The sequence below is a fragment of the Sporosarcina sp. AD_1 genome (genome assembly GCF_057373025.1).
Genome location: NZ_JBPVIR010000002.1, coordinates 225,013 through 247,711 on the forward strand (window position 1 = coordinate 225,013; position 22,699 = coordinate 247,711).

At 44.4% G+C, this 22,699-nt stretch carries 26 protein-coding genes and 1 riboswitch; of the genes, 20 read left to right on the top strand and 6 right to left on the bottom strand.

Annotated elements, in window-relative coordinates:
* Positions 1-14: 14 nt before the first annotated feature.
* The gene (locus ACSW3C_RS04330; protein ID WP_486561076.1) at positions 15-917 is read right to left on the bottom strand and encodes a hydroxymethylglutaryl-CoA lyase; all 903 of its coding nucleotides are present in this window, start codon (positions 915-917) and stop codon (positions 15-17) included.
* Positions 918-1,025: 108 nt separating this feature from the next.
* Here ACSW3C_RS04330 and ACSW3C_RS04335 point away from each other — a divergent pair, with 108 nt between their 5' ends.
* The 4 genes from ACSW3C_RS04335 (at position 1,026) to ACSW3C_RS04350 (ending at position 3,782) form a co-directional block, all read left to right on the top strand.
* Positions 1,026-2,210, top strand: coding sequence for an acetyl-CoA C-acetyltransferase (locus ACSW3C_RS04335; RefSeq protein ID WP_486561077.1), 1,185 nt, complete (start codon positions 1,026-1,028; stop codon positions 2,208-2,210).
* Positions 2,211-2,233: 23 nt separating this feature from the next.
* Positions 2,234-2,491, top strand: a complete 258-nt coding sequence (locus ACSW3C_RS04340) for a YqkE family protein (RefSeq protein WP_486561078.1) — start codon at positions 2,234-2,236, stop codon at positions 2,489-2,491.
* A 186-nt stretch (positions 2,492-2,677) separates the two neighbouring features.
* Positions 2,678-2,884: a hypothetical protein gene (locus ACSW3C_RS04345; protein WP_486561079.1), complete on the top strand. Its 207-nt coding sequence runs from the start codon at positions 2,678-2,680 to the stop codon at positions 2,882-2,884.
* 736 nt (positions 2,885-3,620) lie between these two features.
* Positions 3,621-3,782, top strand: coding sequence for an aspartyl-phosphate phosphatase Spo0E family protein (locus ACSW3C_RS04350; RefSeq protein ID WP_238083883.1), 162 nt, complete (start codon positions 3,621-3,623; stop codon positions 3,780-3,782).
* A gap of 78 nt (positions 3,783-3,860) precedes the next feature.
* On the opposite strand, the gene ACSW3C_RS04355 is transcribed toward ACSW3C_RS04350, so the two are convergent.
* The gene (locus ACSW3C_RS04355; RefSeq protein ID WP_486561504.1) at positions 3,861-4,955 is read right to left on the bottom strand and encodes a branched-chain amino acid aminotransferase; all 1,095 of its coding nucleotides are present in this window, start codon (positions 4,953-4,955) and stop codon (positions 3,861-3,863) included.
* A 231-nt stretch (positions 4,956-5,186) separates the two neighbouring features.
* Here ACSW3C_RS04355 and ACSW3C_RS04360 point away from each other — a divergent pair, with 231 nt between their 5' ends.
* Entirely contained in the window at positions 5,187-6,299 is a 1,113-nt protein-coding gene (locus ACSW3C_RS04360) for an NAD(P)/FAD-dependent oxidoreductase (protein ID WP_486561080.1), read from the top strand.
* A gap of 27 nt (positions 6,300-6,326) precedes the next feature.
* The gene (locus ACSW3C_RS04365; protein ID WP_486561081.1) at positions 6,327-7,082 is read left to right on the top strand and encodes an exodeoxyribonuclease III; all 756 of its coding nucleotides are present in this window, start codon (positions 6,327-6,329) and stop codon (positions 7,080-7,082) included.
* A gap of 55 nt (positions 7,083-7,137) precedes the next feature.
* Here ACSW3C_RS04365 and ACSW3C_RS04370 read toward each other — a convergent pair whose 3' ends face one another.
* A complete protein-coding gene (locus ACSW3C_RS04370) occupies positions 7,138-7,434 on the bottom strand; it encodes a KGG domain-containing protein (RefSeq protein ID WP_486561082.1) in 297 nt (98 codons plus the stop codon).
* A gap of 230 nt (positions 7,435-7,664) precedes the next feature.
* Positions 7,665-7,766: riboswitch (purine riboswitch) on the top strand.
* Positions 7,767-7,899: 133 nt separating this feature from the next.
* On the opposite strand from ACSW3C_RS04370, the gene ACSW3C_RS04375 reads away from it, so the two are divergent.
* On the top strand, positions 7,900-8,484 hold the full coding sequence (locus ACSW3C_RS04375) for a xanthine phosphoribosyltransferase (protein ID WP_486561083.1): 585 nt from the start codon (positions 7,900-7,902) through the stop codon (positions 8,482-8,484).
* Positions 8,481-9,794, top strand: a complete 1,314-nt coding sequence (locus ACSW3C_RS04380; protein ID WP_486561084.1) for a nucleobase:cation symporter-2 family protein — start codon at positions 8,481-8,483, stop codon at positions 9,792-9,794. The genes ACSW3C_RS04375 and ACSW3C_RS04380 overlap by 4 nt, the downstream gene beginning before the upstream one ends.
* Before the next feature lie 83 nt (positions 9,795-9,877).
* Here the strand turns inward: ACSW3C_RS04380 and ACSW3C_RS04385 are convergent, their stop codons facing one another.
* On the bottom strand, positions 9,878-10,159 hold the full coding sequence (locus ACSW3C_RS04385; RefSeq protein ID WP_486561085.1) for a hypothetical protein: 282 nt from the start codon (positions 10,157-10,159) through the stop codon (positions 9,878-9,880).
* 130 nt (positions 10,160-10,289) lie between these two features.
* Positions 10,290-11,192 (bottom strand): aldo/keto reductase, encoded by a 903-nt coding sequence (locus tag ACSW3C_RS04390; RefSeq protein ID WP_486561086.1) that lies wholly within the window; start codon positions 11,190-11,192, stop codon positions 10,290-10,292.
* A 90-nt stretch (positions 11,193-11,282) separates the two neighbouring features.
* Between ACSW3C_RS04390 and ACSW3C_RS04395 the strand changes: the two genes are divergently transcribed.
* From ACSW3C_RS04395 to ACSW3C_RS04450, 12 genes are all read left to right on the top strand, one after another.
* Complete coding sequence (locus ACSW3C_RS04395) at positions 11,283-11,819, top strand: NUDIX hydrolase (protein WP_486561087.1); 537 nt, start codon at positions 11,283-11,285, stop codon at positions 11,817-11,819.
* Positions 11,820-11,877: 58 nt separating this feature from the next.
* On the top strand, positions 11,878-12,390 hold the full coding sequence (locus ACSW3C_RS04400; RefSeq protein ID WP_486561088.1) for a hypothetical protein: 513 nt from the start codon (positions 11,878-11,880) through the stop codon (positions 12,388-12,390).
* Positions 12,391-12,478: 88 nt separating this feature from the next.
* A complete protein-coding gene (gene fur / locus ACSW3C_RS04405) occupies positions 12,479-12,937 on the top strand; it encodes a ferric iron uptake transcriptional regulator (protein ID WP_184206555.1) in 459 nt (152 codons plus the stop codon).
* A 184-nt stretch (positions 12,938-13,121) separates the two neighbouring features.
* Positions 13,122-14,018, top strand: coding sequence for a site-specific tyrosine recombinase XerD (gene xerD, locus ACSW3C_RS04410; RefSeq protein ID WP_486561506.1), 897 nt, complete (start codon positions 13,122-13,124; stop codon positions 14,016-14,018).
* 114 nt (positions 14,019-14,132) lie between these two features.
* Entirely contained in the window at positions 14,133-15,326 is a 1,194-nt protein-coding gene (deoB, locus tag ACSW3C_RS04415; RefSeq protein ID WP_486561089.1) for a phosphopentomutase, read from the top strand.
* Between the two features lie 14 nt (positions 15,327-15,340).
* A complete protein-coding gene (locus tag ACSW3C_RS04420; protein ID WP_486561507.1) occupies positions 15,341-16,639 on the top strand; it encodes a pyrimidine-nucleoside phosphorylase in 1,299 nt (432 codons plus the stop codon).
* Between the two features lie 351 nt (positions 16,640-16,990).
* Entirely contained in the window at positions 16,991-17,341 is a 351-nt protein-coding gene (locus tag ACSW3C_RS04425) for an STAS domain-containing protein (protein ID WP_248511122.1), read from the top strand.
* The gene (spoIIAB, locus tag ACSW3C_RS04430) at positions 17,331-17,777 is read left to right on the top strand and encodes an anti-sigma F factor (RefSeq protein ID WP_486561090.1); all 447 of its coding nucleotides are present in this window, start codon (positions 17,331-17,333) and stop codon (positions 17,775-17,777) included. The genes ACSW3C_RS04425 and spoIIAB overlap by 11 nt, the downstream gene beginning before the upstream one ends.
* Before the next feature lie 3 nt (positions 17,778-17,780).
* Positions 17,781-18,578, top strand: coding sequence for a SigF/SigG family RNA polymerase sporulation sigma factor (locus ACSW3C_RS04435; protein WP_486561091.1), 798 nt, complete (start codon positions 17,781-17,783; stop codon positions 18,576-18,578).
* A 3-nt stretch (positions 18,579-18,581) separates the two neighbouring features.
* Complete coding sequence (locus ACSW3C_RS04440) at positions 18,582-20,030, top strand: spore germination protein (protein WP_486561092.1); 1,449 nt, start codon at positions 18,582-18,584, stop codon at positions 20,028-20,030.
* A 79-nt stretch (positions 20,031-20,109) separates the two neighbouring features.
* Positions 20,110-21,438, top strand: coding sequence for a diaminopimelate decarboxylase (gene lysA / locus ACSW3C_RS04445; protein WP_486561093.1), 1,329 nt, complete (start codon positions 20,110-20,112; stop codon positions 21,436-21,438).
* A gap of 370 nt (positions 21,439-21,808) precedes the next feature.
* Positions 21,809-22,168: a GNAT family N-acetyltransferase gene (locus ACSW3C_RS04450; RefSeq protein WP_486561508.1), complete on the top strand. Its 360-nt coding sequence runs from the start codon at positions 21,809-21,811 to the stop codon at positions 22,166-22,168.
* Here ACSW3C_RS04450 and ACSW3C_RS04455 read toward each other — a convergent pair.
* Entirely contained in the window at positions 22,165-22,668 is a 504-nt protein-coding gene (locus tag ACSW3C_RS04455; protein WP_486561094.1) for a DUF309 domain-containing protein, read from the bottom strand. The genes ACSW3C_RS04450 and ACSW3C_RS04455 overlap by 4 nt on opposite strands.
* Positions 22,669-22,699: the final 31 nt, after the last annotated feature.

Consider the following 22,699-nt stretch of genomic DNA (forward strand, 5'->3'; position numbering starts at 1 on the left):
TCCCTCAGCTCCTTTTACAACTGGCCGTTCTTATACAATCTATACATTCCTGAATCGATCGGTCTTGAAACATGCGGAGCAATAAGATCGACCGCTTCACAGACTTTTTTTACACTTACTCCTGTCGGAATGCCTAATGTATCGAGCATATGCACAACATCTTCGGTTGCTACATTGCCAGTGGCTCCAGGAGCGAACGGACAGCCGCCTAATCCGCCTGCGGAAGTATCGAAACGGTCAATTCCCGCTTGAAGGGATGCAAAAATGTTGGCGAGTGCCATTTTCCTCGTATCATGAAAATGAGCAGTCAATAAAACGTCGGAAAATGTCTCCTTCAATAACGTGAACAATTCGTAGCATTCCACTGGATTTGCTCTGCCAACCGTATCGGCGACACTTAATTCGTCGACTCCCATGGAAACGAAGGAGTCACATAACGATTGAACATCCTTGCTATTGATTTTACCCTCGTACGGACAATAAAATGCGGTGGAAATGCATGCTCTGACAAAGATATTTTGCAGTTTCAAGTTTTTAATGACGGGCTCAAGTGCCAAAACAGCATCTTTCGTTGGACGGTTAATATTTTTTTGATTGAATGAATCACTTACCCCGACAAAGACAGCAATACTTTTGGCTCCCGCTTCAAGTGCCAGCTGTGCCCCTTTTTCATTCGGTGCCAGCACAAATTGCCGGCCGACTTGATTTGTTTGAGCAACAATCTCCTTGGCGTCCGACATTTGCGGCACCCATTTCGGCGATACAAATGAAGTGAGTTCCATTTCGTCAATGCCAGCCTGCTGCAGATGGTCGATGAAGGCCAACTTGTCATCGGTATCCACCTGTCTTTTTTCATTTTGCAGGCCATCCCGAGGTCCAACCTCGATAATCGTCACTTTCTTTGGTAAAATGAACATAACTTCCCCTCCCGCTTTCATTGTACTTGACGTCGAAAGGGGACGGCAATTAGGAAGGTCTTGGAAAGCAGGACAGGGGAAAAGTGAAAGAGAATGAGGGGGATTTTCATGACGAAAGAGGTAGTAATTGTTAGTGCGGTTCGTACAGCAATCGGGTCTTTTCTAGGATCATTGAAAGACGTTTCGGCTGCAGAGCTCGGATCCATTGTGATTAAGGAGGCAGTCGAGCGGGCAAACATCAAGCCTGAGCATGTCGATGAGGTCATTATGGGGAATGTGCTTCAAGCTGGAAATGGCCAAAATCCGGCAAGGCAAGCTGCGGTGAAAGCCGGTCTGCCCGAAACCGTGCCTGCCATGACGATCAATAAAGTATGCGGTTCCGGCCTGAAAGCAGTCCATCTGGCGAGACAAGCCATCGTGTCAGGCGATGCGGATATTATTGTAGCAGGCGGCATGGAAAATATGAGCCAAGCACCCTTCTTAATGAAAAATGCAAGAGAAGGATTCAAAATGGGAGATCAAAAACTAGTAGATAGTATGATAGCGGATGGACTTTGGTGCGCTTTCAATGATTACCATATGGGAATGACAGCCGAAAATCTATGCGACCGTTACACCATCTCACGCGAAGAGCAGGATGCATTCGCGGCGGACTCACAGGCGAAAGCAGCAGCGGCAATAGAAAGCGGTCGGTTTAAAGAAGAAATCGTTCCTGTTCATATTCCACAGCGGAAAGGTGATCCGATCATCTTTGAGACGGACGAATATGTCAAAGTAGGAACAACGGCTGAGAAATTATCAAAGCTACGCCCTGCTTTCAAAAAAGAGGGAAGCGTGACGGCAGGCAATGCTTCGGGAATCAATGACGGTGCAGCCGCCTTTGTCATCATGTCGAAAGAAAAGGCAGAGGAACTCGGTATTGAACCGCTTGCTGTTATTACAGCAAATGCGAATGCAGGCGTAGACCCTTCCATCATGGGAATTGGTCCTGTCCAAGCAGTAAGGAATGTACTGGATCGGGCGGGGATCGGGTTAGATGAAATTGACTTGATCGAAGCCAATGAGGCATTTGCGGCTCAATCCTTGGCAGTTGACCGAGAGTTGTCATTCAATAAAGAAAAACTAAATGTCAATGGCGGCGCAATTGCCCTCGGTCATCCGATTGGTGCGAGCGGTGCGCGCATACTCGTGACATTGCTTCACGAGATGAAACGCCGTGACGCGAAAACGGGACTTGCCACGTTATGCATTGGTGGCGGACAAGGCGTTGCTACGATTGTCCAGCGTCCTTAATAGAGAAAGGGACATGAACGGATATGGCAAAAAAGAGACAGAAACAAACTCAATCACACGCACCAAAAAAAGAAAAAGAAGAAAAACTGACGCTGTCAGACGCGTTAAATGAGGACATATTAGCGAAGTTAAAAGCGACAAAGATGGAACTGTCTGCTAAAGAAAAAGCGGAAGAGGAAAAAAGACAAGAACAATTAAAGCGGGAACGGCGGGAAAAAGAGAAGAATAAAAGTTTTGCCGAACTACTTGATGAGTATGGCGACGCAGGATCTAAATTTTAATAATAGACATAGAATGACTGTCCAGAAATCAGTGTAAACTGAATCGCTGGACAGTCTTTTTTGATGGACGCTATGACTCCCGTGCTAATCAAATGCGGTATCCCAGGTAAGTGAATCAGTACGTTCACACGGGGCATGTATTATGCAGATGGTAGTTTGAGAATACTAAGGGGGAATGAGGAAAGTTTGGCGTTGAAAATGGATGAGGGGAGTGGGAGATGCGAGCGGTTGTGGGGAGGAAACGAGCAGTTAGGGTGCTATGCGAGAGGTTGGCTGGGGGATACGAGCACTCATAATAATATTCGAGTCGCGCCACGGGACAGTAAAATGACTGAACTGGAAAGGCTGTTGAACGCAAGATTAGGAGGGCGGAAGGAAGCCAACTACAAATAAGCCGAGCAGATTCGCTAATGACCGAGTTTTGTAAGAAATCAGCCAAGCCGAGTAGCAATTTTTACATTAGATTACCTGGTGAAAGAGAAGCACCGACTAAACTTTCTATAGATCATGGAGAAACACCCGAATTGTTAGCTAAGTAATGACTGATGAGATTTTTTGTTAATAAACATGTGGAGAGGTTGTAATAATGTATGTATCGGAGGTAATACCCCTCGAGTCGGTGGTAACACCTCTCAAGTCGGTGGTAAAGCCCCAAGAGTCGGTGGTAATACCCCTCAAGTCGGTGGTAAAGCCCCAAGAGTCGGTGGTAATACCCCTCAAGTCGGTGGTAAAGCCTCGAGGAACGGTGGTAACCCACTTCAAGTCAGTGGAAAAGCGGTCGCCCAGATAATACGAGTACTCCCGGCAAACATACAAGCGGTTCCCAAGCATACACGAGCACTAACAGTAACATACTAGAACTTCCCATGCACATACGAACGGTCCTGTCAATAACTGGGTAATCTCATTTATTCGAGCAATCTGCCGTAAAATAATGCAGTTGTGGTCTAATCCACTCACCTATTGTCATGTCACACACCGAAAGTACGAAAAAAACAATATAATTGTGACGAATTTGTGAACATGTAATAAAAAGTATGCAAACTGATCAAAATCCGACATTCTTTTTAAATTTAATGAAGTACGATAGGACAAGTGTGAAAAAAACAAAGTATGGAGGAAGCGGGTCGTGAAGGACAATTTGCAAAAAGAGTTGTTGTCATTACAAATTCAGATGAAGCGGATCATGATGTACAAAATGGCGAAGCGGAATGGATTTACACACCCAGATGTCATAGCATGCAGTCAAGATTTAGACAAGCTTTTAAACCGTTATCAAAAAATTGCCTAGAAACATACATTCGGAAGATGTTAAGCCGAAGAAAAAAAGACGTCGATTCCAAAAATGGAGTGGACGTCTTTTTTATGATCATGCCAGTTTCGCATATTCCTGTACGATTTTTTGCACCCAGTTGAAAGGGTCTTCTTCTTTGCCGGTTTGGATATTAGTAAGCGTATTGTATAGTTTCATGGAAAGGTCGCCTGTTTTTCCATTATTAACGATCATTTTATAGCCATCCCAATTTAATTCACCTACAGGGGAGATGACAGCAGCGGTACCTGTACCGAACACTTCCTCCAAAATTCCCTTTTCGTACGCGTCCCGAATCTCTTCCATCGAAATTTTTCTTTCAGAGACCGGAATCTCCCAATGGCGAAGCAAATCAAGAATGGATTTTCGTGTTATCCCTTCTAAAATGCTGCCATTAATGGCGGGTGTGACGATTTCTCCGTTAATTTTAAAGAAGATGTTCATGCTTCCTACTTCTTCAACATATTTTCGTTCCACTCCATCGAGCCAAAGGACTTGGGAATAGCCTTGCTGATCCGCCACTTCTTGAGCCTTCAGTCCGGCAGCGTAATTTCCAGCTGTTTTGGCGCCGCCGGTCCCCCCTTTAACTGCACGGACAAATTCATTTTCCACGAGGATCTTGACAGGGTGGATCCCTTCTTTGTAATAAGAGCCGACAGGGGAAAGGATAATGATGAACTGATACTTTCTTGCCGGTGCAACTCCGAGAAACGCTTCTGTCGCAATGACGAACGGTCGGATATACAATGATGTGCCTTCCATTGTCGGAATCCAGTCTTTCTCAATCCGTAAAAGTTCGGTCAACCCGTGCAATGCAGATTGCTCATCAATTTTAGGCATGCATAGACGGTCTAAGGAAAGGTTTAACCGTTTCATATTTTCCTCTGGCCTGAAGAGCCGAATCACACCTTCTCCATTTCGATATGCTTTCATGCCTTCAAAAACGGTCTGTCCGTAGTGGAACACAATTGAGGCGGGATCTAAGGAAATCGGTTCGTACGGGACAATTCGGTGGCTATGCCAACCTTTTCCTTCTTCAAAATCCGCAACGAACATATGATCCGTGAACGTTCTACCGAATACAAGCGTCTCCGCATTCGGTTTCTCTTTTTTAGTTTCTGCTAGTTTTACTTGGATGGGCGTTCTCGTCATAATCATCAAATCTCCTTAACATAATCTAATAGTTTTCCAGCCGAATGCCAATCACCATAATGGTTCGTGTCTCGTAATTATCGAATAGAATCATTATACTGCTTTTTTTGAAAAAAGAAAGAGCTGAATAGTAAAATTATTTATTTAATTTTGAAAGCGTTTTCAAAAAGCTGGTTTGTAATTCGCTTGAAACGCAAGTACAATAAAGAAAAGCGTAAAATGGGTGGTTGAATGGATCAAATTGTTATTATCGGAGGAGGCATTCTCGGTGCTTCCGCGGCCTATCATTTGAGCGGACAAGGAAGGGATGTCATGCTCATAGATCGAAAGGATTCCGGCCAGGCGACAGATGCCGCTGCCGGAATCATTTGTCCCTGGTTGTCCCAGCGCAGAAATAAAGCGTGGTATTTGCTGGCAAAGGCAGGCGCAGCCTATTACCATGAACTTATTCCAATGCTTGAATCAAAAGGCTTGGAGACGGGTTACAGAAAAGTAGGGGCAATCAGTATTCATACCGATCCTGAGAAACTGGCAAAGATGGAGGAGCGTGCACTTTGGCGCAGGGAGGAAGCTCCTGAAATCGGTGATTTGCGACAGTTGGATGAAAAGGAAACGGTATCGTTATTTCCGTATCTCTCCAACCGATTTTCTTCTTTGTATGTGAGTGGCGCAGCGCGTGTTGATGGCCGGATGTTGCGTGATGCTTTGCTACAAGGAGCCGAACTGAAAGGGCTGAAAATCATAAATGGTTCTGCATCCCTTCAGAGGGACGCTGAAGGAAATGTGGAAGTCTGGATCGATGGCAAAAAAATAGAAGCGAAACAGGTTATCATCACGGCAGGGTGCTGGGCTGGTGAACTTACCCGTCAAATTGGCATACCAATTGAAGTGAGAGGCCAAAAAGCTCAAATCGCCCATATGAAGGCAGCAGATGAGGAAACTGCTACATGGCCCGTCGTCATGCCTCCAAATGACCAATATATGCTGGCTTTTCCTAATGGAAAGATAGTGGCAGGCGCAACCCATGAAGATGAACAGGGTATGAATGGCAAGCCGACGGCAGGCGGCATAAATGAGGTATTGAATAAAGCGTTAGACATCGCACCTGCATTGAGTGATGCTGAATATATCGAGACTAGGGTCGGTTTTCGGCCATTCACTGCCGGTTTTTTGCCGGTGATTGGAAAGCTGCCGGAAGTTTCGAATGTTATATTTGCCAATGGCCTTGGCGCATCAGGTTTGACAGTTGGGCCATTTTTAGGGAAGCAGCTGGCTCATATGGCACTTGAGGAAGAAATGGAGATTGACGTATCAAACTATTTAGTTGAAAATACGCTCCATTAATTTACAGATAGAATAGTAGGGATGGAAATGAAACTGGTTTCTTGGAATGTGAACGGATTACGGGCTTGCGTGAAAAAGGGTTTTCTCGATTACTTTGCCGAAGTAAATGCAGATATTTTTTGTGTGCAAGAGACGAAATTGCAAGAAGGGCAAATTGATTTGCCGGTGGAAGGATATTATCAATATTGGAACTATGCCTTGAAAAAAGGGTATTCCGGTACAGCTGTTTTTACAAAGGAAAAACCCCTAGGGGTCTATTATGGCATTGGTGAGGAAGAGGACGAAGAGGAAGGACGCATTATAACAGCGGAATTCGAGAATTTTATTTTGGTGAATGCCTATGTTCCCAATTCGCAACGTGATTTGGCGCGTCTTCCATTCAGATTGGCTTGGGAGGATAAAATAAGGGAGCATCTGACAAAGTTAATTGAACGCAAGCCGGTCATCTATTGCGGCGATTTGAATGTGGCCCATCAGGAACTGGATATAAAGAATGTGAAATCCAATATCGGCAATTCTGGATTCACATACGAAGAACGAAGCAAGATGGACTTGTTGCTGGAAGCAGGTTTTATTGATTCATTCAGGCATTTTTATCCGGACAGAGAAGGGGCTTATACGTGGTGGTCGTACATGAATAAGGTGAGAGAACGAAATATCGGCTGGCGCATTGATTATTTTCTTGTTTCTGAACAACTACAGAAGGCGATGAAAGGTGCCGGCATCGACCACCATATTATGGGGAGCGATCATTGTCCCGTTATTCTGGAGCTGGAAATATAAAAACGGCAGACAACATATTCTAGTTGTCTGCCGTATTATTGGTTGTAAATAAGGATTAGTTATTATAGTTGTTGCCGTCTTGTTTAGCGCGGGCTTCTCCGCCTTTGCGGCCGATTTCTTCATAGAAATCACGGTCATGATTTTTAGCAGTAGCTTCTCCGCCTTTACGGCCAATTTCTTCGTAGAAATCACGGTCGTGTTTTTTAGCAGTAGCTTCTCCGCCTTTGCGGCCAATTTCTTCATAGAAACCGCGGTCGTGGTTTTTCGCAGTAGCTTCTCCACCTTTGCGGCCCGCTTCTTCAAGTGACATTTTTCCTCTGTTTTCGTTATTATTTTCGTTGTTTCTAGCCATTTTACATCGTCTCCTTTGTTTAAATTTGTTGTTGTATCTTACACTTCTTATATAGCCTGATATGAGTTTTCTAAACTACTTTTTTGCATCAAAATGACGTATAGCCTATTTGTTATTTTTGTGATGAAAAAGTTACGAAGACGTAATGTTTACCGATTGTTTTTCGAAAAATAGAAAATCATCTTCTATTTATTACCCTGTTGAAATTTCGATTTCACATGTTATACTGAAAACATTCTAAAACATCCACTCATATAATCGCGGGGATATGGCCTGCAAGTTTCTACCGATTTGCCGTAAACAAATCGACTATGAGGAAGCAATGGGAAGAAGGCGTGCCTTTTGGTATGTCCTTTATACTTCGTTCGGCTATAAGCCCGGAGGCCCTGCTCCACTCATGTCATGAATGGATGCACGGTCAACGGGCTTTTTTGTTGATTGTGAAACAAATAGGAGGAAGTATACGTGAAGAAGCTAGAAGACAAAATCAGCATGGATGGCAAAGTATTGTCAGATCAAATCTTGAAAGTCGACTCATTTTTGAATCACCAAATTGATCCTGTTCTTATGCAAGAGATCGGGAATGAATTTGCGGAAAAATTCAAAGGGGAAGGGATTACGAAGATTGTTACTTTGGAGTCCTCTGGAATTGCACCCGCGATGATGACTGGACTGGTATTAGGTGTTCCAGTAGTGTTTGCAAGAAAGAGAAAGTCTCTCACTTTGATCAACGAACTATATTCGGCTAGCGTTCACTCCTTTACTAAAGAAGAGAAAAATGAAATCTCAGTATCCAAAGATTATCTGTCGCAAGATGATCATGTCCTTTTAATAGATGACTTTCTGGCGAATGGCCAAGCTGTCGAAGGGCTTTTGTCTATTGTCGAACAGGCAGGGGCAAGTTTAGCCGGAGTTGGAATCGTGATCGAAAAAGGATTTCAGCCAGGCGGCGAGATGCTACGGAATCGCGGCATCCGTGTGGAGTCATTGGCTATTATTCAGTCGTTGGAAAATGGTAAAGTCACCTTTGCAGAGGAGTCAACTCTATGAAATCCGCGTTGCTTGGATTCCAACATTTACTTGCCATGTATGCAGGAGCGATTCTCGTTCCCTTGATTGTCGGAGATGCAATTGGCCTCACGCCAAAACAGCTGACATATTTAGTGTCAATCGATATTTTCATGTGCGGTATTGCAACATTGCTTCAAATTACGACAAACCGTTTCTTTGGAATCGGTTTGCCAGTTGTCCTCGGATGTACATTTACAGCGGTCGGTCCGATGATTTCAATCGGAGCAAAATATGATGTTTCTGCAATTTATGGGTCTGTCATCGCTTCAGGTTTGATTATTGTATTGATCAGCCGGTATTTTGGGATGCTAGTAAAGTTTTTCCCGCCGGTTGTCACAGGTTCTGTTGTAACGATCATTGGGGTGACACTCATTCCAGTTGCCATTAACAATATGGCTGGCGGTTTGGATTCACCTGATTTCGGCTCCACTGCTAATGTTTTATTGTCATTTGGCACTTTGTTATGCATTATTTTGATCTACAAATTTTCAACAGGGTTTATCCGTTCGATATCCATCTTGCTTGGGCTTGCAGCTGGAACAGTAGCGGCAATTTTCATGGGAGTAGTGGATTTTACAAATGTCCATGAGGCATCCATGTTACATGTCGTCGTACCATTTAAACTCGGTATGCCTTCATTCCATTTGCTTCCGATCATTACGATGACACTCGTGGCCATGGTTTCCCTTGTTGAATCGACGGGCACATATTTCGCATTGAGCGATATTTGTGAGAAGGAAATAACAAAAGAGGATTTGGCAAAAGGATATCGTTCGGAGGGGTTGGCATCCGTTATCGGCGGGATATTCAATGCGTTTCCGTATACGACATTTTCTCAAAATGTCGGCCTTATGCAATTATCAGGTGTGAAATCAAGAAAAATCATTTTGATTACCGCCATCATGCTAATTTCTCTAGGATTAATGCCGAAAATCGCTGCGATCACGACAGTGATTCCGACATCTGTTCTAGGCGGAGCGATGGTAGCAATGTTTGGCATGGTCATTTCACAAGGAATTAAAATGTTGAGTAAAGTGGTCATGGAGTCACAGGAAAATGCGATGATCATTGCATGTTCAGTAGGTATTGGACTTGGCGTCTCTGTCGTGCCAGATTTATTTAGCATGTTTCCTGAAGAAGTTCAAATATTAACTAGCAACGGTATTGTGACAGGAAGTTTGACAGCGATTGTTCTCAACATCCTCTTCAATATGCTGCCAGTTAAAAAGAATAAAAAAGTGACGCGCCCTGCTGTAGAAAAAGAGGCTGAAGTGGCTCATTTGCAATAAAGAGAGTTCATAACCGGAAAAGGCGAAGGAAATCAGTTGATTTCCTTCGCCTTTTGTTTTTTTTAGCTTCCTAGACTTGCTGCTTATTTGCTGCTGTCTGTATCGGTGCTAGTATCAGTATCCGTGCCAGTGTCGTCAGTTTCAGTATCTGTTCCTGTTCCGTCTGTATCAGAATCCATATCCGTATCCAAATCTACGTTCGTATCAGTGCCTGTACCATCATCAGTTTCAGCTGGCGGGTTATTTACATCCAGGTTTGTATCATCGTCGTCATCATCACCGCATGCTGCCAGCATGGAAACAGATAGTAAAGCTGCCGCGCCTAGTTTCAACCACTTCTTATCATTTGTAATTGTAAATTTCATCGTAATCTCCTCCGTAATCCTTAGTTAGTAATTGTAGTAGATGTTGCTATTCTATTGGATACCCACAATTACTAACCTTAATCATTACAAAAGTATTTCGGAAAGATTACAAACTGCAAATGCAATATTATCAGACTCTGTGTTCCTGATAGTGATCCAGTCTGACGGAATTTCTCAACTCTTCGAGAACTGTGTTGTCCATCTCTTTTTCATATGCAACGATCGAATCGAGCAATTGTTTTTTGGAACTGGCTCCAACGAGTACACTGGATACAGCTGGCTCAGTTAGGTTGAAAGCAATCGAGGCTGCGTGAATATCTTCTGTCTTCTCATTTAGCACGGTAAGTGTTTCATATAGATCATTAGCTGAATATGTGCCGAAACCATCAGACTGCTCTGCGCGTTGTAAACCATCCATCGTCAGGAAACCTTTAGCCAGCGTACCTCTCGTAATAACTGACACGCCAAAGTCCGAAATCAGCTTGAACCATTCTTCTGGACGTCTGTCGAGGAGGCTGTATTGTATCATTACAGAAACCGCAGCGCTTTTTTTGAGGAAGCGTTCAATGACATTGGGGCGTATCGATGAGATGCCGTATTGTCTAATAACCCCTTCTTTTTTTAACGTTTCCATCGCATCGATTGTATCGTCTGCATCGTCTTCCATTGTACCTCCGTGCAATTGATAGAGATCAATATAATCTGTACCGAGACGCAGCAGGCTGTCTTTAACGGCATTCATAATATGTGCTTTGGACGGGTTCCATGTCCAGCTGCTGCCATCAGAATTCATTTGATTGCCCACTTTGGTCGCCAGAATAATTTGATCCCGTCTTGATGAAAGTAAATTGCCGAGAAGCTGTTCGTTGTGGCCGCCATCATAGAGGTCGGCAGTATCGAAGAAATTTATTCCTGCCTCAAAAGCGGTCTCGATAATTTCCGTGGCTTCCCTTTTGTCTTGTGGAAGGGACATGCAGCCAAGTCCGAGTTCTGAAACATACAAATCACTATTTCCCAATCTTCTTTTTTTCATTAAAAGCACCTCCCGTTTTGTTCATGTTACAATGTCATTGTAAAAAGTAAAAGCAGCATGCTTGATGACTAAGAAAGGTTGTGAGAAACGGTGGGTCATACTGAGAAGACGGTTGCCAGCGAGACGATTTTTGAAGGAAAAGTCATTTCTCTTCGTGTGGAGGACGTAGAATTGCCTGATGGAAAGCTGGCGAAAAGGGAGCTCGTGAAACATCCTGGGGCAGTGGCTGTTTTAGCAGTTACAGCGGAAGGCAAAGTGGTCTTTGTGCGTCAGTTCAGAAAAGCGCTTGAGCGGACACTGGTAGAAATACCGGCCGGGAAAATTGAACCCGGTGAAGACAAGCGGATTACGGCTATCCGGGAATTGGAGGAAGAAACAGGGTATCGAGCAGAGCAATTCGAATACATTCAATCCTTTGCGACTTCGCCGGGATTTGCGGACGAAGTCATTCATTTATATGTAGCAACGGGTCTGCAAAAAGTTGAAAATCCGGCAGCGGGTGATGAAGATGAGTTTATTGATATTTTGGAATGTACGATAGAAGAAGCCGAACAGTTGGTGGCAGATGGGGAAGTTTTCGATGCTAAAACGCTATATGCAATTCTTTATGCGAAAAAAATGAAATAGGTGGGTTATTTAAGGTTGGACAAGCATAAGGTGTACAAATGAAACGGAGGTGCATCTCGTGGTCCGCTCCTTATCTCTCATCCATTTATTCGTCATACTGTCCATTGGTTATATCGGAGGTGCTTTGCTTTTCCGGGAAATTAGTGTAGAAGCATCAGAAAGCTTATTATATTTCCTAGATAGAAGGATCATTGATCAGGAAGCGTCTATTTTATGGACATTGCTGTCGGTTGTATTGTTTTTCGCTGTCGCTTATCTTTTCTCGATCCAGCGGAGGACTCGTCCCATTGTTTTGCTGATTGGCGCATTGAAGGGTGTTATCTTCGGATTATCATCCTCTTACTTGCTTTCAACAGGTATGGGCATGTTCCAGTATGCTGTTTGGTGGTTTCCTTTCCAATTCATCATATGCTTTCTGCTATTAATATATTGTGTGGTGCTAAGCCCTCCATATTTTGAGAGAATGCATTCCCGCAAGCGTCGGAATTTACGTCCGCTGCCTGTTTTGCTTACATTTTTTGTTTGTATTCAAATTGTGGAGGCGCTTATTTACCAAATCTTCATTAAATAGATCGTCATCCTGTCCTGGTGTTTTCCTTTCTGTTGTCACACGGATTGACCATTTGCTATAATGGTTTCAGTGTTGAGGGGGGCGTCGTATGGAAAGCCGGATAGAACGGATAAAAAAACAACTGCACGGGGCCAGCTATAAGTTGACGCCACAGCGGGAAGCGACCGTTATGGTCCTTTTGGAAAACGAAGAAGATCATTTAAGTGCAGAGGACGTATTTCTTCTAGTAAAAGAAAAAGCACCTGAAATTGGCCTTGCTACAGTTTACCGTACATTGGAATTGTTAACCGAACTGAAAATCGTCGATAAAATAAATTTTGGAGATGGGGTCTCGCGTTACGATCTGCGCCAGGAAGGTGCCTCTCGTTTTCATCATCATTTAATATGTCTTGAATGCGGTAAAGTGGACGAAATCCAAGAAGATTTATTAGGAGATGTCGAGAAGATCGTGGAAAGCCGATATGGCTTCAACGTAAAAGATCATTGGCTTACATTCCACGGCATATGTAAAAGATGCCGAACTGCAGGCCCCGACAAAAAGAAGTGATATGGGATGGCGCTATGCTATCCCTTTTGTCGTTTCGTTCTGTATTTCCCTTAGCGTATACATAGTGGACAAGGCTCTTGTTTTCCACTGGAGCAAGTAAAGCTCCGTGTGTGCGACTCGAGGACAAGCCTTCATTTACTTTAAGAAAAAAGGAGGGATACCATTGGAAACAGCCGGAGCCATTTTGAAAGATGCCAGATTTGCTCTAGAGGACTATTTACATTTCCTGCGGGTAGAAAGGCAGCTTGCGAAAAACACTCTCGTATCCTATCAACGAGATTTGTTGGATTATATCCTCCATTTGGAAGGGCAGGGGTACGAATCAATTGAGCAGATTGACCGGGCAGTTATCCTTCTTTATCTTCAGAAGCTAAAAGACCTTGGAAAGTCAACAAGAACCATATCGCGACATATTTCTTCAATCCGCTCCTTTCATCAATTTCTCGTAAGGGAGAAAGTATCGACGCATGACCCTACTGTCCATTTAGAAATGCCGAAATTGGAACAGAAATTGCCTCGTGTTCTTTCAATATCTGAAATTGATGCGCTAATCAATTCACCTGACTCCTCGAAACCACTGGGAAAACGGGATGTCGCTCTACTCGAATTGATGTATGGGACAGGAATGCGGGTCAGCGAATTGATTGGACTCAATATGGAAGATCTACATTTGTCCATGGGGTTTGTCAGGATCTTCGGGAAAGGTTCAAAGGAGAGAATTGTCCCGCTGGGGGCAGGAGCGATCCGGGCTTGCCAAATGTATGTGGAGACGGCTCGCCCTGAGTTATTGAAGGGGAAAAAGGCCGATGCACTGTTTTTGAACATGCGGGGCACACGGTTGACCCGCCAAGGCTGTTGGAAGATACTAAAGGGCCATGCAGCAGAGGCAGGTATCCAGCAAGAACTGACCCCCCATATATTACGTCACTCGTTCGCGACTCATTTAATTGAAAATGGGGCTGATCTGCGGGCGGTGCAGGAAATGTTAGGTCATTCGGATATATCAACGACACAAATCTACACACATGTCAGCAGGGCTAGATTGAAGGATGTCTACGTCAAGTACCATCCGCGTGCCTAAAATAATCTATGGGTGGATGAAGCGATGCTTTTAGGAGAAGGATATATTCGTTATGAAAGCGATTTAACGTGAAATAGGTGGGCAGTATGTATTTACTGAGGAGGATGTTATTATATGGAAAACAAGAAATTTGGAAGAATACACCTGATCGTACTTGACTCTGTCGGTATCGGAGAAGCGCCAGATGCCGCGGAATTTGGAGACGTTGGAGCAGATACGCTCGGTCATATCGCGGAGCGGATGGGCGGATTAAATATGCCTAATATGGCTGAAATGGGATTATCCAATATTAAAGAGATTGAAGGGGTTCCAGCAGTGGAATCGCCTACTGCTTTCTATGGAAAGATGCAGGAGGCTTCTGTCGGCAAAGATACGATGACAGGTCACTGGGAATTGATGGGTCTCAATATCGATAAGCCGTTTAAAGTCTATCCGGAAGGCTTCCCGGAACAACTCATCAACGAGCTAGAAGAAAGAACAGGCCGCAAGGTGATCGGAAACAAACCGGCAAGCGGTACGGCTATTATAGATGAGCTTGGTGAGGAGCATATGAAGACAGGGGCAATTATTGTTTACACATCGGCTGACCCTGTGCTGCAAATAGCTGCCCATGAGGAAATAATACCAATTGAAGAACAGTACCGCATTTGTGAAATTGCAAGGGAACTGACACTGCGACCAGAATTCCTGGTTGGACGCATCATTGCCCGCCCGTTCGTTGGCCAGCCGGGTAATTTTACTCGGACTTCCAATCGGCATGATTATGCACTGAAACCGTTTGGCCGGACTGTGATGAATGAACTGAAGGATGCAGGTTATGACGTCATAGCAGTGGGAAAAATCTCTGATATTTTTAATGGCGAAGGCGTGACGAGAGCTGTCCGTACAACTAGCAATATGGATGGCGTCGATAAGCTCGTGGAAGAAATGAAGCAGGACTTCAGTGGACTGAGCTTCACGAATTTAGTTGACTTTGATGCGTTATTCGGCCACCGGAGAGATCCGATCGGCTATGGCAATGCGTTGCAGGATTTCGATGCCCGGATGCCGGAAATTCTCGGTGCGCTCCGGGAAAATGACTTGTTAATCATTACTGCGGACCATGGCAATGACCCCGTCCATAGCGGCACTGACCATACGAGAGAATATGTGCCTTTATTAGTCTATTCGCCTTCCTTTGCTTCAGGCGGCGAATTGCCGCTACGTAACACTTTCTCGGATGTCGGGGCGACGATTGCGGAGAATTTTGGCGTCAAACTGCCTGAGTTCGGTGAAAGCTTCTTATCTTCATTAATTGAAAAGGTGTGATTTGATTGTTCAGGATGGTGGATATTATTGAAAGGAAACGAAATGGAGAAGTCCTTTCAAAAGAAGAGATTACATTTTTTGTGACAGGCTATACGAATGGTTCCATTCCAGATTATCAGGCGAGCGCTTTTTTGATGGCGATTTACTTCTCGGGAATGAATGCCGAAGAGCAAGGCTACTTAACGATGGCGATGGTCGAATCAGGCGACCAGATTGATTTGTCTGCAATTGAAGGAATCAAAGTCGACAAGCATTCAACTGGCGGTGTTGGAGATACGACGACGCTGATCCTTGCACCGTTAGTAGCGGCATGCGGTGTTCCGGTAGCCAAGATGAGCGGACGTGGACTTGGCCATACTGGCGGGACGCTAGATAAACTGGAGTCGATTGAAGGATTCCATATTGAGCTGACAGAAGAACAATTTGTCAACCAGGTAAATCAATTGAAACTGGCGGTGATCGGGCAAAGCGGCAATCTGACACCGGCAGATAAGAAACTATATGCCCTTCGGGACGTCACTGCGACTGTGGAAAGTATTGCACTAATTGCCAGTTCAATCATGAGCAAGAAAATCGCAGCGGGAGCCGACGCGATTGTTTTAGACGTCAAGACAGGCGAAGGCGCTTTTATGAAAACGTTGGAAGACGCTGAGAAGCTTGCCTCCGCCATGGTTGCGATTGGAAAGCAAGTGGGCAGAGAGACGATGGCGGTCATCTCGGATATGAATCAGCCCCTCGGCTATGCGATCGGCAATGCGCTGGAAGTGAAAGAAGCGATCGATACGCTAAAAGGGGAAGGACCGGATGATTTGACGGAACTATGCGTCACTCTCGGTTCCAAAATGATCATGGCAGGCGGAAAAGCATCTTCCATGGAAGAAGCGAAAACAATGCTGGAGAAAGTCATTGAAGACGGCTCAGCTCTTAAACTTTTTAGCGAAATGATTGCAGCACAAGGCGGCAATCCTGAAATTGTACACAATCCGGATCTAATGCCGAAAGCGGACTACCAAATTGAAGTGCCTGCACCTGCAGCCGGTTATATTACCAAGATGGAAGCAGACGAAATCGGTGTTGCGGCGATGCTACTGGGTGCCGGTAGAGCAACAAAAGAAGATGAAATTGACTTGGCAGTTGGAATTGTCTTAAATAAAAAGATTGGTGATCAAGTGGAAAAAGGGGAACCTCTTGCGGTCATCCATTCCAACCGGACAGATGTCACAGCTTCACTTGAGATGCTTCAAAAGCATATTCATATCGGCCAGGAGCAAGTGGATAAACCAACATTAATATATAAAACGATTATAAACTAAAGAATAATTGGAAACTGTGAAGACACATTGTGTGTTTCACAGTTTTTCTTTTTGTACAAAAATCCACGCTTCGACACCAATCTCATTTATTGCATACTGCCAATTGCTGCAAATGAATGGAGTTTCATGGCCGCATTATTGTTTCTAAATAGCGGCTGCCAGCTGCAGACATTCAATAAGTTCCAATTTCTTTCCCAACATGTGTAAAAGATTTAGGAAATGGACATGCTTGAATACGTAACAGATTCGTGTCGAAATTTAGAAGGTTGGAAAGTAGTATGACTAGTTCTGTCACGTGGAAGGATTTCGCCTGACGGATGTTGAATGTTCCGCTACAGGGAGGGATTCAGCATGGCTGAGATTAATACTATTGATGGAATTGTTGTGGTTACATTATCTGGAGAGTTGGACAATCATGAAGCAAACCGGATCCGTTCGACGATCTCCTCTTCGATTTATGCCGGACAAGTAAGAGCGATTATCTGGAACTTGGAAAGGTTAGCATTCATGGATAGCGCGGGGATCGGCCTGATTCTCGGAAGAATGCGGGACCTGGTGCCGTATAACGGAGAGACCGTCATTCTGAATCCGTCAGCCACGATGGAGAAAATATTCAATTTTTCCGGTTTAGGTTCAATGATCAGACATTGCACGGTGGAGACTGCACTAGGTGAAATCGGAGGGGTTTTACATGAGAAATGAAATGACATTATCTTTTGTCGCAATTGAAGAAAACGAGGCGCTGGCTCGAATGGCGATGACCTGTTTCATAACGCCGCTTGATCCGACTCTTGAAGAGATTTCAGAGTTTAAGACTATCGTATCGGAAGCGGTGACCAATGCGATTATTCATGGGTATGAATGTGATGGCACGAGCTTGGTGACAATCCATGCAGTGATGGATGAAAACAAAGTGACAATGACCGTGCAAGATGAAGGCAACGGAATATTTGATGTAGAGCAGGCGATGGAGCCTATGTTCACGACCAAGCCAATGATGGAAAGATCCGGAATGGGTTTTACGATCATGGAAAGCTTCTCGGATCAATTAACAGTCGAATCTACGGTTGGGCATGGAACTGTAGTGAAGTTCGAAAAAACATTTTCTCCGGTGACGGAAGCAAGCAGTATGAGGTGACCTATGGACGTTTCCCTTGAAAAACAAGACACGCTGCTGACTCAGGAAAAAATGAGGTTGCTCATCCAAGAATCACAAAATGGCAATAAAGATGCACGTCGGCTGATGGTGGAAGGAAATACGAGGCTCGTCTGGTCTATTGTCCAGCGCTTTGCTTCTCGAGGAGCAGATTTGGAAGACCTGTTTCAAATTGGCTGTATCGGACTCATGAAATCGATCGATAAATTCGACCTCTCGTATGATGTAAAATTTTCTACGTATGCCGTGCCAATGATAGTTGGAGAGATCCAGCGTTTTCTTCGTGATGATGGAATGGTGAAAGTGAGCCGATCCATCCGGGAGCTCAGTTTTAAAATACGGCATGCGACGGATAATTTCATAAAAAACCATGGAAAATCACCATCCATTTCCGATATCGCGGAAGTGCTCGATGTTACAGTTGACGAAGTTATTCTAGCTTCGGATGCACTGCGAGATCCGGCGTCGCTTCATGAACAATTATATGAAAATGAAGGGGACAGCCTCACGTTGATGGATCAATTGCGTGACGACCGCTCTGAGCGCGTCTTTGACCATATTCCACTGCGTGATGTCGTTTCCAAATTGAGCAAGCGGGATCAAACGATCATTTACATGCGTTATTACTTGGACTATACACAAAGTGATATTGCTGAACGGATCGGAATTTCACAAGTGCAGGTATCCCGCCTGGAAAAGAAAATCCTGGCCCAGTTAAAAAATTGGATGGGACCAGTACTTTCTCAGTCGGAGGAGCCAGAATTAAAAGTGAGGGCAGACTAAAGAATGTCAAAATTATTCGAATCGACTAAAGAAGGCGAGCAGTGGTTCCAGGAATTGTTTGGCGTAGAAGAGACATATGACGCCACAGCAAAAACGGTTCATCTTTGGGGAATGAAAACATTAATATTTTATATTAATGGCCTTGTTGACGGTTCGATTATTACCACTCTTTTAACAGAGATGCAGCAAAATTATGAGACGGGAGAAGCCCATCGGGAAGATCCAAAAGGATTTTTAACTTATTTTCCGTACCATGCATTGACAGATGCCAAAGACCGCGATGAATTTTTGACTGCTATTTTGAGTGGCCAAGTGGGCTTTGTCATGCCAGATGGATTCGCATTTATTGGAGATATCCGAAGTTATCCCGGCCGACAGCCAGAAGAGCCGGATACCGAAAAAGTAATCCGTGGATCGAGAGACGGATTTACGGAGAATATCGTATTAAACACCGCTTTAATCCGGAGAAGGCTGCGAACGGAAAATCTCCGTTTCGAGATGCATCATACATCTGCAAATGGCAAGACCGATATCGCTATCGCTTTCATTAAGGGTGCGGTAAGTGAAGAGCATCTGAATTACGTAAGAGAACGGTTGGACAAAGTGAAACATGACGGGCTGACTATGACAGATAAGGAATTGGAGGAGTTTTTGTTTAAACAAAGATTTCATCCAATGCCATTTGTCCGTTACACGGAACGTCCCGATATTTGTTCAGCCCATTTGCTGGAAGGCCATATCGCCATTATTGTGGATACATCTCCTTCCGTCATAATGGTGCCGATCACTTTATTTCATCACTTACAGCACGCGGAGGAATACCGGCAAGCACCGTTCATTGGAACATTTGTCCGATGGCTGCGGTTAATTGGTACGGCAGCCAGTCTGTTCCTTCTGCCTTTTTGGTACTTATTAGCCAGCAGGCAGCATTATTTGCCTGCCGCCTTAAACTATATTGGACCGAATGATGCAGGGGAAATTCCCTTGTTCGTACAAATACTTATTGCTGACGTAGGAATCGAAATATTACGGATGGCAGCCATTCATACTCCTTCTCCAATGACAACGGCCATGGGATTGGTCGCTGCCATTGTAATTGGACAAGTGGCTATCGATGTCGGTTTATTTACGGCAGAAGTGGTCCTTTATGTGGCTGTCTGTGCCATCCTGACGTTTGCGATTCCTTCTTATGAATTGAGTATAACGACGAAAATATTCCGCTTGTTCCTCTTAATATGCACCGCCATATTTGGCGCTCCAGGATTCTTCCTTGGAGTCGCGGTTGTCTTTTATTACTTATGCTCTTTGCATCCAATGCGCATGCCATACATGTGGCCGCTTGTCCCATTCTTCCCGAATGCGATGAAACGGGTGCTGATCCGATATCCGATGACGAACGATGCGCCAAGGCCGTTCATTACCGATTCTCCGAATCGAAATAGGCTATCGTAGATTGCTTCTTCCCTCTCTATTATGGTAAAGTTTCTCTATGGTTTACTAAGGAGAAACGAAAAGACGGGAGGAATGTGATATGCATCTTTACGGAACGCAATCTGTTAATGAAAAAGGACATTTGACGATTGGCGGGGTTGATACAGTGGACGCTGCTCATACGTATGGCACCCCGCTCGTCATCTATGATATTGAATTGTTTAAGGAACGGGCGGCCGCATTCATTGATTCGTTCAAGAAAATGGGGATTCCTGCGCAAGTTGCTTATGCGAGTAAAGCATTTTCATCTATCGCGATCTATGAAATTGCTGCTGAACTCGGCCTCTCACTAGACGTGGTATCGGGCGGAGAACTGTATACTGCAGTGGCGGCTGATTTTCCACGGCAACGGATTCATTTTCACGGCAACAACAAGAGCTACACAGAACTGCAATTTGCATTTGACGAAAAGATCGGCTGCATCGTCGTCGATAATTTTTCAGAGATTGAATTGCTGAAGGAAATTGCGGAGTCCAGACAACAAAATATGAATGTTTTGTTGCGCGTAACGCCTGGCATCCATGCATCCACACATGATTATATTACGACTGGGCAAGAAGACTCTAAATTTGGTTTCGATTTGAATAATGGACAGGCAGAGGATGCATTTTTGCAGCTGTACAATCATCCCTATCTTACGATGTTAGGCATGCACTGCCACATTGGTTCTCAAATTTTTGAAACAGATGCATTTCGTCTGGCGGCGGAAGCATTGATGAATAAGATGGTCGAGTGGCGGGAGCGTTTTAAGTTCATTTGTCCCGTATTAAACCTCGGCGGCGGTTTCGGCATCCGTTATACGGAGGAAGATGCGCCACTGCATCCTTCTCAATATGTTGAAGAGATGGAATCCGTCATTCTTTCTATGACAAGGAAGCATCAGTACCCGCTTCCGGAAGTCTGGATTGAACCGGGGCGTTCTTTAGTCGGGGATGCAGGTACAACACTCTATACGGCAGGAAGCCGAAAAGAAGTACCAAATGTCCGCACTTATGTGGCAGTGGATGGCGGCATGTCCGACAACATCCGGCCTGCGTTGTACGGTGCGAAATATTCAGCAGCAACGGCGAATAAAATGCTGGAGCCGCACACCGATAAAGTTACGATTGCCGGGAAATGTTGTGAATCAGGAGATAAGCTGATTGAAGATGCATATCTTGCTGAGCTGGAGGAAGGCGATCTGGTAGCAGTATTTTGTACAGGCGCCTACACGTATTCGATGGCAAGCAATTACAATCGTCTTCAACGGCCGGCAATTATCTTCTGTGAGAATGGGGAACATCAGCTTGTTGTGCGCCGGGAGACTTATGAAGATATTATCCGATTGGATATTCCACTTCAGAAGGTTGGGCGTGAGGAGAGAATATGAGACGCCGTAATGTCATGCTTTTTCTTTTCATCATTTTGGCAGCGGCCATATGGGGTGTCGTGTACTGGTACTTTATTGCCCCTTTTGCCGGACCGAATAAATGAACGTTCTCGCTCATTGAAAAACCTTTGCCATTCTTGTACGATAAAATGAACTTAATAAATTCCATAATCTGTTTGTAGGCATCCTGTAAAACATCTTAGAAAGGGGTTGCATGATACGAAGCGGATCCTGCAGCACTCTTCCTGCCATTCGGCGTAAGGGTGAGTATAGTTCGTGTTCGGTCATTTCTGTTGACCCCCGATTGCTGACCGGGGTTTATTTTATCTGTAGAAAAACAAAGGATTTTTGAAAAGAAGGGATTCAATTGATACTTTTACGGTATAAAAAAGCATATGAGAAAATCGCCATGGGATTACTGTCCTATATGCCGGGTGAGAAATCCGTGAAAAAATTGCAGGAAACGATGCAACAATATGAAACGGATGAACAATCCCAGTTATTTCTATTGAAAGATCATGACGATTATATCGGTGTGATAGGGATTGAATTGGAAGATGACGCCTACACGGTCAAGCATCTTTCTGTCAATCCATCCTACCGGGGAGAAGGAATTGGCACAGCAATGGTGTCCAAGCTGCATGAACTTTTTCCGGATTTGGAATGCAAAAGCACTGAGCAGACAGAACGATTCATGAAAAAGTGTATGGAAAAGGAAGGAGCAGATTAATTTCTGCCCCTTTTCTTTTTTTGTCTGCTTATGAGAATATCAGTCCTGTCTCTTAGCATATGTTTATGAATGATAGCATTGCTGTTTGCAGACAACAGATCCATTTGAGATGCAGCCGACGTAGTACTTGTGAGCAGCGTGCCGGAGTGCAGAAGAAGTGGAAATGCGCTAAAAGGTTTTTCCGCGCGAACGGACTCGATCGAATGCTTCAGATCGTGCAAAAGCTGTTCAAAATCAATTTCTCGGCGGAATAAAGGAGGGAATGCGAGCATTCGTCTTTCTGCTTTGACGAGTGTGCGGATAGCCCCCTTGAAATTGCCCCGCCGCCAATGATATAAACCGGTTGCCAGAAGGATGAAAGCGGTGAGGGGATGCTCTTTGTCAGCTCCAGGAATGGATTTCCAATATTCCTCAAGTACTTCATGACATTCAAAGTAATCTTGATTCCGGTTGAAATAAACAATAAAATGTATAAACAGTGGATGATGGTATGGGTGCATTGTACTTCTCCCTTCCGGTACATCTATCAAT

Bases quoted from the DNA above. Each gene is read 5' to 3' on its own strand.
- ACSW3C_RS04330 (WP_486561076.1), bottom strand. From the start codon at position 917: ATGTTCATTTTACCAAAGAAAGTGACGATTATCGAGGTTGGACCTCGG.
- ACSW3C_RS04335 (WP_486561077.1), top strand. From the start codon at position 1,026: ATGACGAAAGAGGTAGTAATTGTTAGTGCGGTTCGTACAGCAATCGGG.
- ACSW3C_RS04340 (WP_486561078.1), top strand. From the start codon at position 2,234: ATGGCAAAAAAGAGACAGAAACAAACTCAATCACACGCACCAAAAAAA.
- ACSW3C_RS04355 (WP_486561504.1), bottom strand. From the start codon at position 4,955: ATGACGAGAACGCCCATCCAAGTAAAACTAGCAGAAACTAAAAAAGAG.
- ACSW3C_RS04360 (WP_486561080.1), top strand. From the start codon at position 5,187: ATGGATCAAATTGTTATTATCGGAGGAGGCATTCTCGGTGCTTCCGCG.
- ACSW3C_RS04365 (WP_486561081.1), top strand. From the start codon at position 6,327: ATGAAACTGGTTTCTTGGAATGTGAACGGATTACGGGCTTGCGTGAAA.
- ACSW3C_RS04370 (WP_486561082.1), bottom strand. From the start codon at position 7,434: ATGGCTAGAAACAACGAAAATAATAACGAAAACAGAGGAAAAATGTCA.
- ACSW3C_RS04380 (WP_486561084.1), top strand. From the start codon at position 8,481: ATGAAATCCGCGTTGCTTGGATTCCAACATTTACTTGCCATGTATGCA.
- ACSW3C_RS04385 (WP_486561085.1), bottom strand. From the start codon at position 10,159: ATGAAATTTACAATTACAAATGATAAGAAGTGGTTGAAACTAGGCGCG.
- ACSW3C_RS04390 (WP_486561086.1), bottom strand. From the start codon at position 11,192: ATGAAAAAAAGAAGATTGGGAAATAGTGATTTGTATGTTTCAGAACTC.
- fur (WP_184206555.1), top strand. From the start codon at position 12,479: ATGGAAAGCCGGATAGAACGGATAAAAAAACAACTGCACGGGGCCAGC.
- deoB (WP_486561089.1), top strand. From the start codon at position 14,133: ATGGAAAACAAGAAATTTGGAAGAATACACCTGATCGTACTTGACTCT.
- ACSW3C_RS04420 (WP_486561507.1), top strand. From the start codon at position 15,341: ATGGTGGATATTATTGAAAGGAAACGAAATGGAGAAGTCCTTTCAAAA.
- ACSW3C_RS04425 (WP_248511122.1), top strand. From the start codon at position 16,991: ATGGCTGAGATTAATACTATTGATGGAATTGTTGTGGTTACATTATCT.
- spoIIAB (WP_486561090.1), top strand. From the start codon at position 17,331: ATGAGAAATGAAATGACATTATCTTTTGTCGCAATTGAAGAAAACGAG.
- ACSW3C_RS04435 (WP_486561091.1), top strand. From the start codon at position 17,781: ATGGACGTTTCCCTTGAAAAACAAGACACGCTGCTGACTCAGGAAAAA.
- ACSW3C_RS04440 (WP_486561092.1), top strand. From the start codon at position 18,582: ATGTCAAAATTATTCGAATCGACTAAAGAAGGCGAGCAGTGGTTCCAG.
- lysA (WP_486561093.1), top strand. From the start codon at position 20,110: ATGCATCTTTACGGAACGCAATCTGTTAATGAAAAAGGACATTTGACG.
- ACSW3C_RS04455 (WP_486561094.1), bottom strand. From the start codon at position 22,668: ATGCACCCATACCATCATCCACTGTTTATACATTTTATTGTTTATTTC.